The sequence below is a fragment of the Pseudomonas sp. GZJR-8 genome, assembly GCF_002916705.1.
GTDB classification, from domain to species: domain Bacteria; phylum Pseudomonadota; class Gammaproteobacteria; order Pseudomonadales; family Pseudomonadaceae; genus Aquipseudomonas; species Aquipseudomonas synxantha_A.
The window spans coordinates 294,542-311,025 of record NZ_JXSI01000006.1 but is presented as its reverse complement, the minus strand read 5'-3'; the positions used below and the strand labels follow the sequence as shown (position 1 = coordinate 311,025).

At 54.9% G+C, this 16,484-nt stretch carries 14 protein-coding genes and 1 pseudogene; 8 read left to right on the top strand and 7 right to left on the bottom strand.

The window, feature by feature from the left end:
- Window positions 1-208 precede the first annotated feature (208 nt).
- The 4 genes from hchA to TK42_RS14895 all read left to right on the top strand — a co-directional run bounded on the left by hchA (window position 209) and on the right by TK42_RS14895 (window position 3,778).
- Entirely contained in the window at window positions 209-1,084 is an 876-nt protein-coding gene (hchA, locus tag TK42_RS14910) for a glyoxalase III HchA (protein ID WP_103734579.1), read from the top strand.
- Entirely contained in the window at window positions 1,084-1,803 is a 720-nt protein-coding gene (locus TK42_RS14905) for a PA1136 family autoinducer-binding transcriptional regulator (protein ID WP_103734578.1), read from the top strand. The genes hchA and TK42_RS14905 overlap by 1 nt, the downstream gene beginning before the upstream one ends.
- Before the next feature lie 159 nt (window positions 1,804-1,962).
- Window positions 1,963-3,336, top strand: a complete 1,374-nt coding sequence (locus tag TK42_RS14900; RefSeq protein ID WP_103734577.1) for a transposase — start codon at window positions 1,963-1,965, stop codon at window positions 3,334-3,336.
- Between the two features lie 232 nt (window positions 3,337-3,568).
- Window positions 3,569-3,778 (top strand): hypothetical protein, encoded by a 210-nt coding sequence (locus tag TK42_RS14895; protein WP_103734576.1) that lies wholly within the window; start codon window positions 3,569-3,571, stop codon window positions 3,776-3,778.
- Between the two features lie 3 nt (window positions 3,779-3,781).
- Here TK42_RS14895 and umuC read toward each other — a convergent pair whose 3' ends face one another.
- Together umuC and TK42_RS14885 are read right to left on the bottom strand one after the other, a co-directional pair.
- Entirely contained in the window at window positions 3,782-5,056 is a 1,275-nt protein-coding gene (gene umuC / locus TK42_RS14890; protein WP_103734575.1) for a translesion error-prone DNA polymerase V subunit UmuC, read from the bottom strand.
- Window positions 5,049-5,474: a LexA family transcriptional regulator gene (locus tag TK42_RS14885; RefSeq protein ID WP_032880717.1), complete on the bottom strand. Its 426-nt coding sequence runs from the start codon at window positions 5,472-5,474 to the stop codon at window positions 5,049-5,051. Before TK42_RS14885 ends, umuC begins: the two co-directional genes overlap by 8 nt.
- Window positions 5,475-5,862: 388 nt before the next feature.
- On the opposite strand from TK42_RS14885, the gene TK42_RS14875 reads away from it, so the two are divergent.
- The 4 genes and pseudogenes from TK42_RS14875 to TK42_RS14865 all read left to right on the top strand — a co-directional run bounded on the left by TK42_RS14875 (window position 5,863) and on the right by TK42_RS14865 (window position 9,201).
- Window positions 5,863-6,606: an SOS response-associated peptidase family protein gene (locus TK42_RS14875; protein ID WP_103734574.1), complete on the top strand. Its 744-nt coding sequence runs from the start codon at window positions 5,863-5,865 to the stop codon at window positions 6,604-6,606.
- Between the two features lie 373 nt (window positions 6,607-6,979).
- Window positions 6,980-7,699: pseudogene (locus tag TK42_RS27345) on the top strand (MCP four helix bundle domain-containing protein); the annotation flags it as partial.
- Between the two features lie 24 nt (window positions 7,700-7,723).
- Complete coding sequence (locus TK42_RS27340; RefSeq protein ID WP_371920255.1) at window positions 7,724-8,605, top strand: methyl-accepting chemotaxis protein; 882 nt, start codon at window positions 7,724-7,726, stop codon at window positions 8,603-8,605.
- Between the two features lie 86 nt (window positions 8,606-8,691).
- Complete coding sequence (locus tag TK42_RS14865) at window positions 8,692-9,201, top strand: GAF domain-containing protein (protein WP_103734572.1); 510 nt, start codon at window positions 8,692-8,694, stop codon at window positions 9,199-9,201.
- A 32-nt stretch (window positions 9,202-9,233) separates the two neighbouring features.
- Here the strand turns inward: TK42_RS14865 and TK42_RS14860 are convergent, their stop codons facing one another.
- From TK42_RS14860 to TK42_RS14835, 5 genes are all read right to left on the bottom strand, one after another.
- The gene (locus tag TK42_RS14860; protein ID WP_103734571.1) at window positions 9,234-9,770 is read right to left on the bottom strand and encodes a lysis system i-spanin subunit Rz; all 537 of its coding nucleotides are present in this window, start codon (window positions 9,768-9,770) and stop codon (window positions 9,234-9,236) included.
- Window positions 9,767-10,192 carry a structural protein gene (locus tag TK42_RS14855; RefSeq protein ID WP_103734570.1) on the bottom strand — a complete coding sequence of 142 codons (426 nt, stop codon included), beginning with the start codon at window positions 10,190-10,192 and terminating at the stop codon, window positions 9,767-9,769. Before TK42_RS14855 ends, TK42_RS14860 begins: the two co-directional genes overlap by 4 nt.
- Before the next feature lie 43 nt (window positions 10,193-10,235).
- Complete coding sequence (locus TK42_RS14850; RefSeq protein ID WP_103734569.1) at window positions 10,236-11,423, bottom strand: hypothetical protein; 1,188 nt, start codon at window positions 11,421-11,423, stop codon at window positions 10,236-10,238.
- Between the two features lie 53 nt (window positions 11,424-11,476).
- The gene (locus TK42_RS14845) at window positions 11,477-12,166 is read right to left on the bottom strand and encodes a hypothetical protein (protein ID WP_103734568.1); all 690 of its coding nucleotides are present in this window, start codon (window positions 12,164-12,166) and stop codon (window positions 11,477-11,479) included.
- Between the two features lie 327 nt (window positions 12,167-12,493).
- Window positions 12,494-16,462, bottom strand: a complete 3,969-nt coding sequence (locus TK42_RS14835) for a phage tail protein (RefSeq protein WP_103734566.1) — start codon at window positions 16,460-16,462, stop codon at window positions 12,494-12,496.
- Window positions 16,463-16,484 lie beyond the last annotated feature (22 nt).

Here is a 16,484-nt window from a genome sequence, read left to right as displayed (position 1 = left end):
CCCTCCCCCGGCGTCCTGTCGACCGAACACAAACCACCAATAGGCCACGAATCATGAGACAAATCCTATGGCTGCATTCGGCCAAAAGCAGCCGATCAGCGTACTGTATGGGTGCGGAAAATTTCTTTGAGGGAAAACCCTCATTGCCGGGCCTGTGTCACGCTATTAGCATTGATTTCGGCAATCGGCCCATTCGTAGGAGAAAACCATGACTACCTTGCAGAGTGACGACAAGCGCCCCACGCCGGATCAGGCAGAGGATAATGCCTTTTTCCCCTCTCCATACTCGCTAAGCCAATTTACCTCGCCAAAATCTGATTTGAGTGACGCGGATTACCCTAATCCTTACCAAGGTGGCCGCTGGAAGATTTTGCTGATCGGCGCAGACGAGCGCTATTTGTTGACTGACAACGGCACCATGTTTTCCACCGGTAATCACCCGGTCGAGACGTTGCTACCCATGTACCACCTCGACAAAGCCGGTTTCGCGTTCGACGTTGCGACCCTGTCAGGCAATCCGGTGAAGTTTGAGTTCTGGGCCATGCCTTCCGAAGATACCGAGGTAAAGAATTTCTACGCCAAATACCGCGAACAGTTCAAAAAACCCTTGAAGCTTTCCGATGTGGTCGAAAAGGCACTGGGCAAGGATTCGGATTACATCGGGGTTTTCATACCCGGCGGACACGGCGCGCTGATTGGATTGCCGGAGAGTGCCGACGTGAAAGCGGCTTTGCATTGGGCAATCACCAACGACAAATTTGTGATCTCCCTATGTCACGGCCCAGCAGCAATGCTCGCAGCGGGTATTGGAGAGTCGAGGGATTCCTACATTTTCAACGGCTACAAGATCTGCGCATTTCCAGACAGTCTCGACGCAAAAACGCCCGACATCGGTTATATGCCTGGGCATTTGAACTGGAAATTTGGTGAGCAATTGAAAGCCCTGGGAGTTGAGATCGTCAACCAGGATATTTCAGGTACAACGCTCCAAGACCGCAAGTTGCTGACCGGCGACAGCCCACTGGCAGGCAATAATCTAGGCAAGTTGGCAGCTGAAGCATTGTTGAAAGAGGTCGCATCATAGTGAGCGACGGGCCGGCCGAAACAGCGATGCGAGCTGCTCTGGAGATAGAGACGGCGCGCACACTTGAATCAATCAAGAAAGCCGTCAGGGGTTTTGCCACACCCTACGGCTATGATCGATTCGTGTTGTTTTCTGCATCGCCGGCAAGTGAAGAAGTGGTTGAGCATATCTACTGGGTCGAAGGCGATTGGTTCGATAACGGTCAATCGGTGGATGCTGAGACTTATGTTCGACATTGTCCGGTGACTCGCCACCTTCTGAATGCTCGCCAATCCTTCTTCTGGCAGAAAGAGCAGGCCAACGGAGAAGAGCGCTACCGGGTGATTCGTTCTCCCGGTGATTCAGGGATTCAGGGGTTGCAGGTACCAGTTTTCGGCCCGCAGGGGCTTGAGGGCGCGATGAGCTTGGGGGGTGAGCCGGTGGATGGAAGCGCGCGGGTTCGCTTGGGACTAAGCCTGGTTGCGACGGCCGCTTTTTTCGCAGCCAGGCGGTTGCTTGAGTCTCCACTGGACGAAGCGTTACAAAGCCTTTCCCCGCGAGAGCGCGAAGTCATGGAATGGACGGCTGCCGGAAGACGGCAAGCGGATATTGCAGCAACTCTCGGTTTGTCGGAGCGTACGGTTGAAAATCACCTGCGCTCAGCGCGCCGACGTCTGGGCGTGACAACGACAGCACAAGCCATCAGGATGGCCATCCGAAACGGCGATATCGATGGTTAAGGACGCGGCGAGATGGAGTGGTGGAACGTTTGGGCCTCCGAGTAATTTCCTCAATAGGCTGATCTGAATGTCGGCTATTGGCCGATTCTGTTGAAAAAGTAGCTCCCCTGACTGGCCTCCGGCAAAATCTCTTCATTGGCCGGAGGGGGATCACACAGCATGATGGGACAGTTATCGAGTGGGCAGGAGCGACTGTTTTACTCGTTCAATCTTGAAGATCACATCCCAGCCAATCACCTTCTGCGCAGCATTGATCAGTGTCTTGATCTGAGCGACCTGCGCCATTTCCTCGCCGATTTCTATAGCCCGATTGGGCGTCCGTCGATTGATCCCGAACTGATGATTCGGATGCTGATCGTCGGCTATTGCTATGGCATCCGCTCCGAACGGCGGTTGTGCGAAGAGGCCCATTTGAACCTAGCTTATCGCTGGTTCTGCCGGTTGAGCCTTGAAGATGAAGTCCCCAACCACTCAACCTTTTCCAAGAACCGACACGGCCGCTTTCGGGACAGCGATCTATTTCGCTGGTTGTTTAATGAAGTGCTGCGTCGCTGCATGGACGCCGGCCTGGTCAAGGGCGAAGGCTTTGCCGTGGACGCCAGCATCATCAAAGCGGATGCCAGCCGGCAGCGCGGTGTACCGGGTGATGAACCGGTCAACTGGAGCGATCCGGCCCTGAGCACCCGCACCGTGCGTGAGTACCTTGAAGCCCTCGATGAAGAGGCTTTGGCCGAAACGCTACCGAAGCGCCTGTCGCTGACGGATCCTCAAGCCCGCTGGACCGCTGCTTTAGGCGGCCCAGCTTTCTACGCTTACTCCACGAATTATCTGATCGATACCGAGCACGGCGTGATCATGGATGTGGAACCCACACCGGCTCATCGAACTGCAGAAGTCGAGAGCACCAAGACGATGATCGATCGGTTCGAAGCGCAGTTCAACATCAAGCCAGAGCGCCTCATCGGCGACACCGCTTACGGCACAGCGCCGATGTTGGCTTGGATGGTGGAGGAAAAGGACATCGAGCCGCATGTGCCGGTATGGGACAAAACCGAGCGCAAGAACGACAGCTTTTCGAGTAACGATTTCCACTGGAGTGAAGAGGCCGAGGAATACCGCTGCCTGGCCGGCAACCCATTACGCAGCGAATGGCGAGCCTTCAAAAACGAGCGTTCGCACGTCACAAAAGCCAACACCATCATCTTCCGATCCCGGCAGACCGACTGCGCTACGTGTCCGATGAAAGCCAAGTGCTGCCCGAACACTGCGTTCCGCAAGATCGCTCGCAGCGTCCATGAAGCCGCTCGCGATGTGGCTCGGTGCATTGCAGCAACGCCGGCATATCAGCGCTCTCGCCACGAACGTAAAAAGGTCGAAATGTTGTTTGCCCACCTCAAGCGCATCCTGAAATTGGATCGCTTGCGACTACGTGGCATGAGTGGCGCGACGGATGAATTCACGCTGGCCGCTGCGGTGCAGAACCTGCGAAGGCTGGCCAAATTTTCATCTCAAGGGCCACCAGTCACGGGATAGGTGCGCCTGCACCAAGCAAAAAACCTCAAATTAACCCAATAACAGAGCAGCGAAGGTCACCGAAGGGCCGAAAAACCACTCAATGTGGTGAGTAGGTTCTCCAGTGGTGGTCGCGCTTGAGTTCAGGCAATCTGAAAATCCGACTTTTTCAACAGAATCGGCCGAAAATGGACGCTCATGACCGCTCCCAATCGTCAACTGCTACGCTGTTCACTCCACAAGAGGAACGCCAATGCCCAGCTCAGATCTGCTCCCTTCCCTGCTTTCAAAACTCTACGAAAACCAACTCGCCCTTGAGGCGTCCATCATGGAATTATCCAACTGGGTGGAGCAGCGTGGCTCTGCCGAGATAGCAGAGAATGTTCGTGGCGCCCTTCAAGCCATCGACGATAACGAGGAGTTCATCAAACTGACTCTGGCGGTACTGATGAGTCCTGAATAACAGCTACTTGCAGGCTACAGCCCAAAGCTGGTCCAGCTTGGTGGTGTAACTCTGGCTCATCATCTCCCGACGCATACCCCAGTCGGGATTGGTGGGCACGCTAGCAGAACGAAGCGTTCCCCTTCCCCACCTCTCGTTAATCTGATCAAGGACGGTCATGACCTGGGTTGCCTCGGTCGGCTGCGATATTGCAAAAAGATCATCTGTGTATTCGCCTGGCTGACACAGGTTGAGCAGCATCACTTCGGCCTTGCTGTATTTGAAACCCGGCCTAAAAATCCTGTCGAGCGCATCGACAGCGGCTTTCGTGAGCAGGCGCACGTCATCGGTGGGGTATGGCATATCCACCACCACGCCGTTGGCGTACTTCGCCTCCTCCGGATTGAACATGCCTGTGCGGATGCAGACGCGGACCTTTTTGCAAAGTGAGTTTTGGGCGCGGAGCTTCTCTGACGCCCGCATCATGTAGGTGGCCACCGCTTCCTTGATCGGCGGCAGATCGGTCAGCCGTTTGCCGAACATCCGGCTACAGCAAATTTCTTGCTTGGGCGGGTCGGGCTCGTCAAGTTCCAGACACGATGTGCCGGCCAGCTCCCGCGCCGTCTTTTCGATCACTACGCTGAATTTCTTACGGAGCGTCCAAGGATCTGCCTTGGCCAGGTCCATCGCTGACTTTATGCCCATGGCGTCGAGGTGGAGCTTCATTTTGCGGCCTACGCCCCACACTTCGCAGACGTCAGTATTACGCAGCACCCAATCGCGCTTGACCGGATCGGTGATGTTCACCACGCCACCGGTCTGAGCTTGCAGTCGCTTTGCCGTGTGGTTGGCCAGCTTGGCCAAAGTCTTTGTATGAGCAATACCTACACCAACCGGAATGCCGGTACATCGGAGCACCTGGGCACGGATCTGTCGGCCCAGAGCATCCAAACCGGTAATACCGCTCAGGTCTGCAAATGCTTCATCAATCGAATACACCTCAACGGCCGGCACCAGCGATTCAATCACGCTCATGACGCGCTGGCTCATATCCCCGTACAGCGCGTAATTCGACGAGAAGGCCACAATCCCGTGCTGTCTGAGCTTGTGCTTAATCTGAAAATACGGCTCGCCCATTTTGACGAAGGGAGAGGCTTCATAGCTACGCGCAATGACACAGCCATCGTTGTTACTCAAGACAACGATTGGGACGCGCGCCAGATCCGGGCGAAACACGCGCTCACAGCTAGCGTAGAAACGGTTGCAATCGACAAGTGCGAATACAGGCGATTTAAACATGACTGCGCACTGTGCTGGTGATCACGCCCCAGATCGATAGCTCATCGCCCTCCAGGACATACCGCGCTGGGTATTTTGGATTTTCAGATAAAAGAATCACCTCTTTCCCACGTTTGCAAAGTCGCTTGCATACAGGATCATTATTCAAGAGAGCGACAACGATGTGCCCGTGGACCGGCTCAATTGACCGGTCCACAACTGCCAAGTCTCCCTCAAAAATTCCCGCCCCTTGCATACTTTCGCCAGTAATCGCGATGAGATAGACGTGCGGCGCCCTGATATTTAGGACCTCATCCAATGAGATGTGCTGCTCGATGTGATCGGCCGCCGGCGATGGAAAGCCGGCGGGCACCCGAAAAGAGCAAAAGGGCAGCTTCGTGCCACCCTCGGCGATAGGACCTAAAATTGAGAAGCTCATGACGCAGCCTTTTACAGATACTGTACGAATGTACAGTTAATAGCGCAGATGGCTTGCGGTCAATTTCGTGTAAGAGATATCTGACAAGCGGGCGGTTCAAGCCACCTCTTCGGTGTACGCGGTGCTGGCCTCGGACACCAACTCGCGCCACTCGGCAGTGTCGATGATTCCTCGGCTTTTGAGGCCATCAGTCATTGCCAGGCGGGTCTCGTACCTGTACTCGGGCGTCCCGCTAACAAACGCAGGGTCATCATCGAGGGCAAGCCAGGCTCTAAGCTCGCTTATTTGCCGAATATCGAAGGTCATGACGAATTGCACACGTGAAGGTCTACCGTATAGAGATGGGCGGCAGTAAACCGTTCCAGGCACCCGACGTGTGGAGAAGTCTATGTGTGGCCGATTCGTGCAGTACGAGGGGATGGCGATCTATATCGAGGAGCTGAACCCTCAGATCGAGCTTTTCAGTGGCTACGACGCAGAACCTATAAACCGGTTCAACGTCGCACCGTCGACGCGTGTGCAACTGCTGCACAGCAAAGAGGATGGGTTGCACATTGACGCTGTGCACTGGGGGTGGGCGCCCTTCTGGGCTAAAGGCAAACGGCCTGACCCGATAAATGCTCGGGTAGAAACCGTCACGACTGGTAAATTTTTCAAACAACTTTGGCCGACTGGCCGTGCGATCGTACCTAGCGAAGGCTGGTATGAGTGGGTCAAAGACCCGGGCGACCCGAAAAAGAAGCAGCCATATTTCATTCGGCTCAAAAGCAGAAAACCGATGTTCTTCGGAGCACTTGCCCAGGTACATCTAGGCCTTGACCCCCACGAAGGTGACGGTTTCGTCATCATCACTGCTGCCAGCGATCAGGGCATGGTTGATATTCACGACCGCCGCCCATTGGTTCTTACTCCGGAGCACGCCAACGAATGGCTTGATCCTGATATTTCACCTGCACGCGCGGAAGAAATCGCAAAGGACCTATGCCAGCCCACTGAAGAGTTTGAGTGGTTCCCTGTTAGCAAGGCTGTGGGCAACGTTAGGAACCAGGGCTCAGAGCTTATTGAACTGGATCTATCCGCTGAAAAACCACATGACGAACACGACAGCGGTCACCCAACCAAGGGTAAGTAGAAATGAAAGACCTGCAAGCCGCTTGTCCATAGTGCTCTGTCCAAATCCAAACGCCCCCCATACGTCAGCATGTCTGGAGAGTCCTGCCATGTGCTGTGCTTGTAAATGCTCGCTTTTAGCATGGCACGCCCCGGACGTGCCGTAGCCAAAAAAATGGTGAACCGCACATAGCGAGCGCACACGAAATTACTTAGCGCGCAATTATTTAGCACATCTATCATTCCAATAAATTTTTTTGCATACCTCGTTTCAGGTATATGCCTGCAAGCTGCAGCTGGAAGTCACTGTGCCGCATGAAAATGCTGCCTGCGTTCGTGATCCTTGAAATTACGTGGAAATGCCACGCTACTAAATCCGGCCCTCGGAGGCCTAAATGAAATTGAGATCCTTGAGTATCGCGCGGCGAGCTTTCGTCTGTTTTGGCTTAATCACACTCCTACTGATCAGCTTGGCGGGCTTCTCTTATCTGCAAATTGATCGGCTACGCGCTACAGAACAGGCCATTGAGCAAAACTCCCTTCCAAGCATTCAGGTCATTGACGATATTCAGATCGCCCTCCTCCACGCCCGTCTTGAAAGTATCCGCATGCTCTCAAGTACCACGGCAGAGGTGCATGATTTCTCGCTGTCAAAGGTCGAAGAAGCTATACAGACACTTCAGGTGAAGACTGATTTCTATCGTGCACATTTAATGTCTGGTGAGCAGGACGAAATCCAGTTCGCGAAGGCCAATCAGGCTATGAATGCTTACGTCGACGGCCTCAAAAAAGTAATCGCTTTGGATTCATCTGATCATGATCAGGCTTTGATCTTTGCCAATACAGAACAGGCACAAAGAGCGACCGCCTATCAAGAGCAACTGACATTGCTGCGAGAGCAAAATGCACGCCAGGCAGTGGTATCTGGAGTAGACGCGACCGACGTATATACCCATAGCGTAAAAGTCCTGATAGCAGTGCTGATCGTGGCATTTGTCTTAACCATAGCACTGGCGATCTTTTTCACTAAAAGCATCGTAGGCCCAATCAGTTCATCACTTAAATTGGCGGAAAATATCGCTGCTGGCGACCTCACCCATGATCTTGAAGTAACAGGTTCAGATGAAGCTTCGCGTTTGATGCATGCACTGAATCTTATGCAGAAAAATTTGCGACACACCATTTTGGAAATCTCGGGAGCTTCAACCCAACTGAGCACCGCGGCCGTCGAAATGACCTCGATCACAGAAAGCGCTGATCGCACACTTCAGCAGCAAAATAGCGAAATCGAGCAAGCTGCTACCGCAGTAACTGAAATGAGCGCGGCTGTTGAAGAGGTTGCACGGAACGCCAATTCCACATCTGAAGCAGCGATGCAATCAAGCATATCTGCAGATCTCGGGAATCAAAAAGTCACTGAGACCTTGACAGCGATGCGCGGCCTGACAGGCTTGGTAGAGGTGTCATCAGATCAGGTGAAAGAACTCGCGGGCCAGGCGCAAGACATTACTAAAGTTTTGAGCGTGATCAGGGCGATTGCTGAGCAAACAAACCTACTCGCTTTGAACGCCGCAATAGAAGCGGCTCGTGCAGGAGAACAGGGTCGCGGTTTCGCAGTAGTCGCAGACGAAGTTCGTGCGCTGGCACACCGAACACAAACATCGACGCAAGAAATTGAACAGATGATATCCACGATTCAAGCAGGCTCTTCTGCCGCGGTTGAATCTATGCAAAAGAGCACATCCGAGGTCTACAGCACGCGAGATACTGCAGAACAAGCGGGCCAGTCGTTGCGGCAAATTATTAATTCCGTGCTCGAAATTAACGATCGGAATATCCAAATTGCAACCGCGTCCGAGGAACAAGCTCACGTCGCACGGGATGTTGATCGTAGTCTGATAAGCATCCGCGACCTTGCAGTGCAGAGCAGTGAAGGCACCCGCCAGACACTTACAGCGAGCAACGAGCTTTCTCGCTTGGCCGTTAACCTAAACGATTTGGTTCTTCGATTCAGGACGTAGTAAATCAGCCAAACGCAATTTTCGGCTGGTCGTAGGATCTCAGACGCCAATGCGGCGCGCCCAATTAAAAACAGCACAGGTGGAATATGAATAGGCCCGAAATCAGCTTGCACTCTGTGCTGAATTTAAACGAGCGTTCAGCGTTGGCTGAGATGGAAGCTATCACTAGCATTTTAAAACTTGTAACACGCCTTACTGGAATGCGATTTGCCGGGATCGCGAAGTTCACCGAAACCCACTGGATCGTCTGCTCAGCTTACGACCCGATGCATATGGGGATAGAGGCTGGGGATACACTGGAACTGGAAATCACGCTTTGCAGCGAGCTCCGTAGAGATCCTAAGGCGCTTTTTATTCCTAAAATCAGTGAAGACGGTAGATACTCGAGTCGTGCGGTGGTTAAACGGTATGCGATAGAAAGCTATGCAGGTGTTCCCATCTTCCTTCCTGATGGGCAGCTATATGGTGCTCTATGCGCCCTAGATTCGCGCTCGATAATATTTGAAGACCCGGAGTTGGAAGAGACGTTAGCTTTATTTGCAACGTTGATCGGATGTGTTTTTTTCACGATCCCGCTGCTGAATGAATCCGAATGATATGCCTTATCTCACATTCGGATTTATGATTTTCAATGCGAGTGATTGATAGCTCGGACGTAATCTTGGCATGCTCGTAACGCTATCAAGCCGTTATCACCTTCATCAGTTATGGCGATAATTCGTTGCGCATGCGCTGGGTCAAGTTGGGCTCGACGGGCTGCATGAACCACGCCGGCGGCGCCGGGGGCGGCAGGCACGTCGCAGCGACTGGCTGTGTCCGTGCCGTCGAGAAGGACTGACAGCCGGACATCAGCAGTGGCAAGGCGATCGCGAAGAGAAGCCTGATTGCGTTGAGCATCGGATAATTCCTGAGTGTGTTGTTGGTCCTGCACTGCAATCTGCTGCTCGATGGCCAAGCGCTTATCCTGCTCGGCCTTCTGCTGCCGCCAGGCTTCGTTGGTTATGGCGTCGAGCTGACCCTGGTGCGCGGCGCTTTGGGCCGAGAGCCGTTCGAACAGTTGCTTGCCCAGTCGCCAGTCCTGAACCTGCCAAGTCACTCCGGCGGCGCTGGCCATCAACAACAGAACCAGCACCGCCAGGCCGGCAATCTTCTGCACTGGCGTCATGTCAGTGCCCGCCGCACGCCTTCCGCCAGCACTTCGTCGGGGTAAACGTACCCGGCGTTCTCATGGTGGATGATCGACTTGACGAAGCCCGTCATGACTTTTGTGTGGGCCAAGTCAATTTCCGCACCAGGCCGAGTACCGGTATTCGCTTCAACCGCGCGCACGTACGCCGCAGTATCGTTCTCTACCGACGGCGCCCACCGGCTGATGATCGCCTTCACAGTTTTCAGGCCATGTTTGCGCTGATAAGTCAGCAGCAGCTTGCCCAGGGCGCGAATACCATTCTCGGGCGTATCGAACCTGGCGAAGCGTTTCTCTAGCGCAGGGTCTGGCTTCAGCTGACCCTGCCACTGGTTGGCAGGGTTGTAATCGATGTTGCCGGGGTTCTTGTTGCGTACCCCGCGGGTTTCGGTGGTCGACATGCTTTTCTCCAGGCGTAAAAAAGCCCGCTCAATTGGCGGGCTGCTATTCTTCGGTCGATCTGAGTGGCGGCGGCGTGTCGACCTTGGGCATTTCAAGCCGCACATCGATCCAGCTATTCAGCGGGACATCCATAGGTGAGCCCCGGCCCAGCACCATCTCTCCGTCATCGGTGAGCGTCCAACGCTGTTTGAATAGGCGAATAATGACAGTGCCGTCCTCTTCCTGATGACTGTCGGTGATACCAAGCATCCGACCACCGTCGGGGGAGCTTGGGTCGTGGGTCCGCCAGCCTTCCAGTGCCAGGCCGAGGCTGCCGGTCACCCGATACTCGCCAACGCCGAGGCGCTCAACAATAACGCCGCGTGCTTCATCGTTGGCCACACCCCATTCGCCGGCGGGGAGAAACGATTCCTCTTGGAGGTCGCGGCGCTCGCTGGCGGACACACTCGCAATTCTCAGGATTGGCGATGCCGCAGAAAGCGCACCGCCGGAACCGCGGGTGGTGTTGCCTGTGTGATAAAGCTTGTATGTGGGGCCGAAGGCGCCGCCATTGTTAGATTCCGTAGTTCGAAAATGTAAGTTACCGGTACCTTGAGCAACGGGGATGAACAACTGCGCCTCGAAGCCCGGAGCATAGGGAATACGGATAACCGTGCTGTAGGACAAGCCTGAAGACGAGCCGGGAGCGCCAAGTCTGGAAAAAGCACCACCTTGCCCTGGTTCGCCAGGCCTATCAGATTGATAGACCGTCGGGGCATTGTTCGAATAAAACCCACTGTAAGTACCCGCAGGGATAAGCTCGCCGTCTTGCAGACCCCAGCTTTTAGTTGACGCAGTGCCCAGGTCCAACGCAGCTTTCGCTGCTGCTTTGCTGGTAGAACCTAAACCACCATTTGCAAACGGGACAACCGCCATGCTGGAGACGGGACCAAGCCCTGCGAGCGTGGCTCCCCACTGCTGAACCATCAAGTTGACCGCATCGGCCAGGGCCTTTGGGTAGCCGTTTACAGGGACAATGCCGTAGGACGCACCGGATGCATTGGCTCCGCGATAAGCCGGCGAGATCGACACGGAGGTATCGCTCGACGGGTTTATAACCTGATAGACGCCGTTATCTGGACCGACAAACATATCGCCAGAGCGGCAGTTTGAAAACTTCGTACCGACACCAGTCACAACGGTGTTGCCGTTATTGACGGTGACGGTTCCTTCTGAGAACCAAGAAGCCATGAGTCTCTCCGAATAATGCCGCACCGGGCGCTATATAAATTCTATTTAAATTTTTAATTCGATTGCTTTCCGATCATCACGGGTATGCCAAGATAAATTGGTCCAGTAGTCCCAACCGTGACTGCTATAAGCTGCTTGCCGGGATAATCCCAAGTCAAATAAAGTGACCGCGAGCTGACAACGGAAGATTGGATCAGCGGCATATACATATTATTTACAAGTACATACTCGCCCTCCTCAAGATAAAACGGCGCAACAAAATAAGATCTGGTAAGTCCCTGAGGATCATAATCGTATCCCGTATACCGCCAAGTGTTTGTTGACCTCACAAAATGAGCGCTAGGCATTCCCGAGTCGAATATGGTGTTTTCAACCGGAAGAAGAAGTCTCATTCCATAGTCACTAATAGGCGATGCGCCAAAACCAGCGGCAAACCATTTCCCAGCGGGCAGAACGCTGTATTTGTTGTACCAACCAACCCCAAAACCTGTCCAATTGCCTGGGGCCCCGTAGATAACAGGCAACATTCCAATTACCCCATCGGCAGCGTTCGGGCGTATGAAAACAAACGGCTGCTCCTGAGTGGTGATAGGAGATGGAAAATTGACCTGCGCTATATTATTCGCGCCGTTCGGCGCATAGGTTCCAGAGTAGATCGTATTCAGCCTCGTATACTCAGAGTCTAAGATCACACGGCTATCTGAGCCGCCATTTTCAAACATTAATCCAAAGGACTCAGCCATCACTTAAACCTCACTACAACCAGTCTCATTTTCGTGCTGGTGTAGGAGGAATTTCCATACGGATCTCCTCTTATAGTTCTCCAGATTCGCGCCGCTCCATTGACTACCTCCGGCTCCAGCTGCCTGTCGAGATTCCTATTAATCGGCCCAAGAGGTATACAAAACGCCTGTGAATTTTCCGGCGTGACTCCGGGGATTGATATTTCCCAGTATTTACCAGCCGGCGCGTTGCCCGGGTCAGCAACGCCGGTGTAAACGACGCGCATCGTGAAAGATTCGGGAGTAATCTGCGCAACGTTGCCGGGTGCCCACGTCCATAATCCGTAATCAGCCATTATTTAGTCTCCCTACCATTACTCGTCGGTAATCACTTGCGTCATATACAGATAGCCCGTCGTTAGTAAGCAGTGATGCGCCACCAGCACCAGAACTACGCAGGGTGAACGTGCCTGCAGGAATGTTGATCTCCAGCAGTGGTCGGCCCTTCGAGTCGACGGCTGGAGAGCGCAGGACCATCCCAAGGACAATTTCCTGAATAATCGCCTTGCTGATGATCGCCATGTTGAATACGGCTTGGCCATTCTCAATGACGAACATCGGAACGACCTTGCCGTCGATTTCGTTAACGACCGCCATCCGTTGAGCCATGATCAGAAACTCTGACTGCTCGCCATTGGATCCGAATGCCATGCCCGTGGTGACCCTGCGACCGTCGACGATTGTCTGGGCCTTTAAGGTGACTTGAGCAGATACCCGCCCGTCCAGCCCAACTAGCGTCTGACTCACCTGCTGAACCGATGCATTGGTCTGGCCCAAACTGGCCTGGACCGTATCAGTCCGTTTGGACTGAACCTCGATCGCGGTGGCCCTAACCAGCTCCTCCTGCTGAATAAGCCCCTTCGCGCTATCAATTCCGGCCTGCAAGGTAGTCAGCCGCTCAGCAGTTGCTAATTCGCGAGATGCTTCAACACGCATCTGCTGGGCGATACTTGCGGTGGACTCATATGCTTTCAACGCCCCCGCCAGTTCGCCGGCGCCGTCGTCACCACGCACCGAAGCACGCAGTGATTCATTACTGGATGCCTGGACCGTGACCCGCCCGTCCAAGTTGGTGACCTTCGTGTCGAGGCCATTAATCGCTTGGGCATTGCCGATCGCCTTTTGATCAACCGCAGACAGATCACTCTTGAGTTGGGTGATCTGCGTTGCGGACGTTTCGCGGTTGGTGGCAACCACCTGCTCAAGCACCGTCAGCGACGACTTGTTGTCACCAACCTGTGCGCCCAAGGTCAGCAATTGCTGGGCCATCGCATCATTTTCGCTGGCTCGGGTTTTACGCTCAACGGCAAGATCCGCCGTAGATGTCCAACCCTTGACTGCGTCGGCAAGATCGCCAGCGCCATCATCACCTCGAGAAGCAGAACGCAACGCCTCGACGGAGGTAGCGGTGGCCAACACCTTGCCGTCGACTTCCTCGATCTTGGTTTCGATGATCTGGACCTGCGACACCAGCGCGTCAGTGGTCTCAATGATGGTGCCAATATCGGTCCAGTACGTGGCGTCGGGCGGCGTTGCGCCGACAGGCACAGGGCCTTTCGCTTGGTAGAGGCGTTGATCCAGACGCACGATGTCGCCCTTCAAATACGGCTTTGCCGGGTCGTAAGCGAGGGCATCGCTCACTTTCTTGATCAGGTCTTCAAGTTCCTGCTTGGCCTCCTCCAGGCGTTCATTCACAGATCCTGGACCATCACCTGTAATCAGCTCGATCTCTTCTCGAAGGCTTTGGTACAGGGCGCCCTTTCCGATCTTGTCCGCAAAGTATTTTTCATACTCGGCTTGATCCGAACTGGCCTGACCATTGACCGCACCAGGTACAGGGAAGAATGGGCTGACGTTGCCGGTCCGATCCACCAGGCGAGCCCAGAAGAACAGACTCGCGCCAGCCAACAGGCTGTGCATTTCGTGCTTGGCTTGCGGGTAACTGAAGTCGCTCAGCTTTATCGCGGTCGTCAGGTCAGCCGTTTGGCTGTACCAAAGTTCCGTGCGCTCAGTGTCCTCTGCACCTGGTGGGAAGCCCCATTGAATGCCGATGCCATAGACCAGGCTGGTGGTGGTCAGGAACGACACCGCCGGCGGCAGGCCGGTCTTGCCTTCCAGGTTGGTCAGGTTGGAGCTCTTCCAGATCGACGAGATTTCGAAGGCGCTTACCGACCGCACCCGGGCCAGGTAAGCACCTGAGTAAATGCCGGTGACGTCGACGCTCGTTGAGCCTGTGCGCTGCACCTTGATCCAGTTTCCGCTGTCCTTGCGCCACTCCACGTCATAAGCGACGGCGCCATTAACAGCGGGCCATGAGATGTTCATGGTGCTGATGGCTATGCCCTGATCTACCGCGTAACTCGACGTGAGCGTAACGCTGGCCGGCGGCGGTACCACGGTGATCGGGATTACGCTGATCGGGCGTTCTTCAAGGCGCGCACCGGTATCGATGTGCGCGAACTTGCTCGGGTCGTACTGCACGGCCGAGATTTCGAACACGCCAGGCTCTGGCCGCGCAACGCTGACCACCCTGTAAAGCGGGACGGCCAAGTCATCAGCATCCAGTGCCCACACAAGTTCCGGCTCAGGCGTCACTGAGTAGGCCACGGTGACCGTGACCTGCCGACCGCTGACCACTTCCACGGTACGCCCCTCGCACTTGCCGTCAGGCAGGTTGAGGATCAGTCGGTCGCCGGGCTTAGCCTGGGTGTCGCGGTCCAGCTTGATGACCTTGCCGTTTACCGCCGATATACGCCCGCCAATTGCACGGCCGGCCAGCAGTTCGTCAGCAATCGGGATCACGTAGCCAGGCAGCGGGATACGACCATCCAAACCAACCTTGAAGGTTACGGCCCGATCCTTGGAGTTGGTCAGCAGCGCCCACTTACCGCGGCGCTGCGCCTCCGATTCGCGAGTGCAACCAATTGCGCTGATCTCCAACGGGTTGTCGCCGTAGCGCCGCTGCAGCTTGGCATCGGTCACAGCTGTGACATCGGTGTCGTAGTTGTTCAGCGGGTTGTCGTAGCTGACCAGCGCACGACTGTAACGGGTACGTTCCGATGCGCTGGAGTAAGTGAACTTGCCATCGATCACGTTCGCCCGGGTGTAGGCGAAGTCGAAGTCGGTGGCGCGCGGCATGTCCGACAGGGTGAATACCTGGCCCTGGGCCCAGTAGGTCATGCCGCGGTAGATCGCCGAGATATCGCGCAGCAGTGACCAGGCATCGGCTTTGCTTTGCAGGTTCAAGTTGCAGATGAAGCGAGGTTCCTGTCCACCCTTCCCGTCCGGCACCAGTTGGTCGCAGTATTGCGAAATCCGATACAACTCCCACTTGTCCACCATCCACGGCTTGATGCGACGGCCCAGGCCGAAACGGTCGTTCGTGGTGATGCCGTAAGTGTGCCAAACAGGGTTGTCGGTCCAGGCCTCTTTGAACGTTCCGTCCCAGACGCCCGTATAGGTGCGCGACCTGGTGTCGTAGTTGCTCGGCACCTGCCATTTCCGACCATCGCACTCGATCGTCACTGCTGGGATGCTGCGGAACTGTTCCGCAGAAAACTCGATGTAAAGCAGCGCGGTGTTCGGATACCGGATCTTGGCGTCGATCACCTCAGTGAAGCCGGCAATCTGCATGGTGTCTGAAATTTTATTGTTGTTCTGGTTTGCAGTCAGTCGAGTGATACGAAGCAGCCACCCGGTTGTCGCGCGCGGCAGATTGATACGTCGGGTTCGCTCGTACAGGCTGGTAGTCTTGCCCGACACAGCCTCGTTCAAAACCTCCTGGTACGTCCCACCATCCGTTGCCAGTTCGACCTTATATCCGATCGCGTAACCGTTGATGTTGCCGCCGGAGTCCACCGATTGGAGCGCAGGCCAGGCAAAGCGCACACGTACAGCCGAGAGCTGGGTATTAGTGATTGCTCGAACCCACGGCGTGCCGCTGCGCAGCTCCGTGCTGATGGTTGTTTCGTTCTCGACCGATGGGATGCCCTGGATATAGGACTGGTCCACAGCCCCGCTGCGCCACTCCCACTTCACGTTCGGGAAGTTCATGTTCCCCTGCGGGTCTTGCAGCGGCGTATTGTCGAGAAGGATGTCCTTGGCGGTCGGAGCACCGTCAAACTCACCCTCACCCACCGCAATGAGCATTTTCGCAATGGCGACGGAACGCAGGCTGTCTGGTGCTTCGGTTGGGGTTTTAGGCTTCTCGGAACCGCCCTTGGCGCCATAAACATCGATCTTGTGTGCTGCGACCATGCTTTTCTCCAGGCATAAAAAA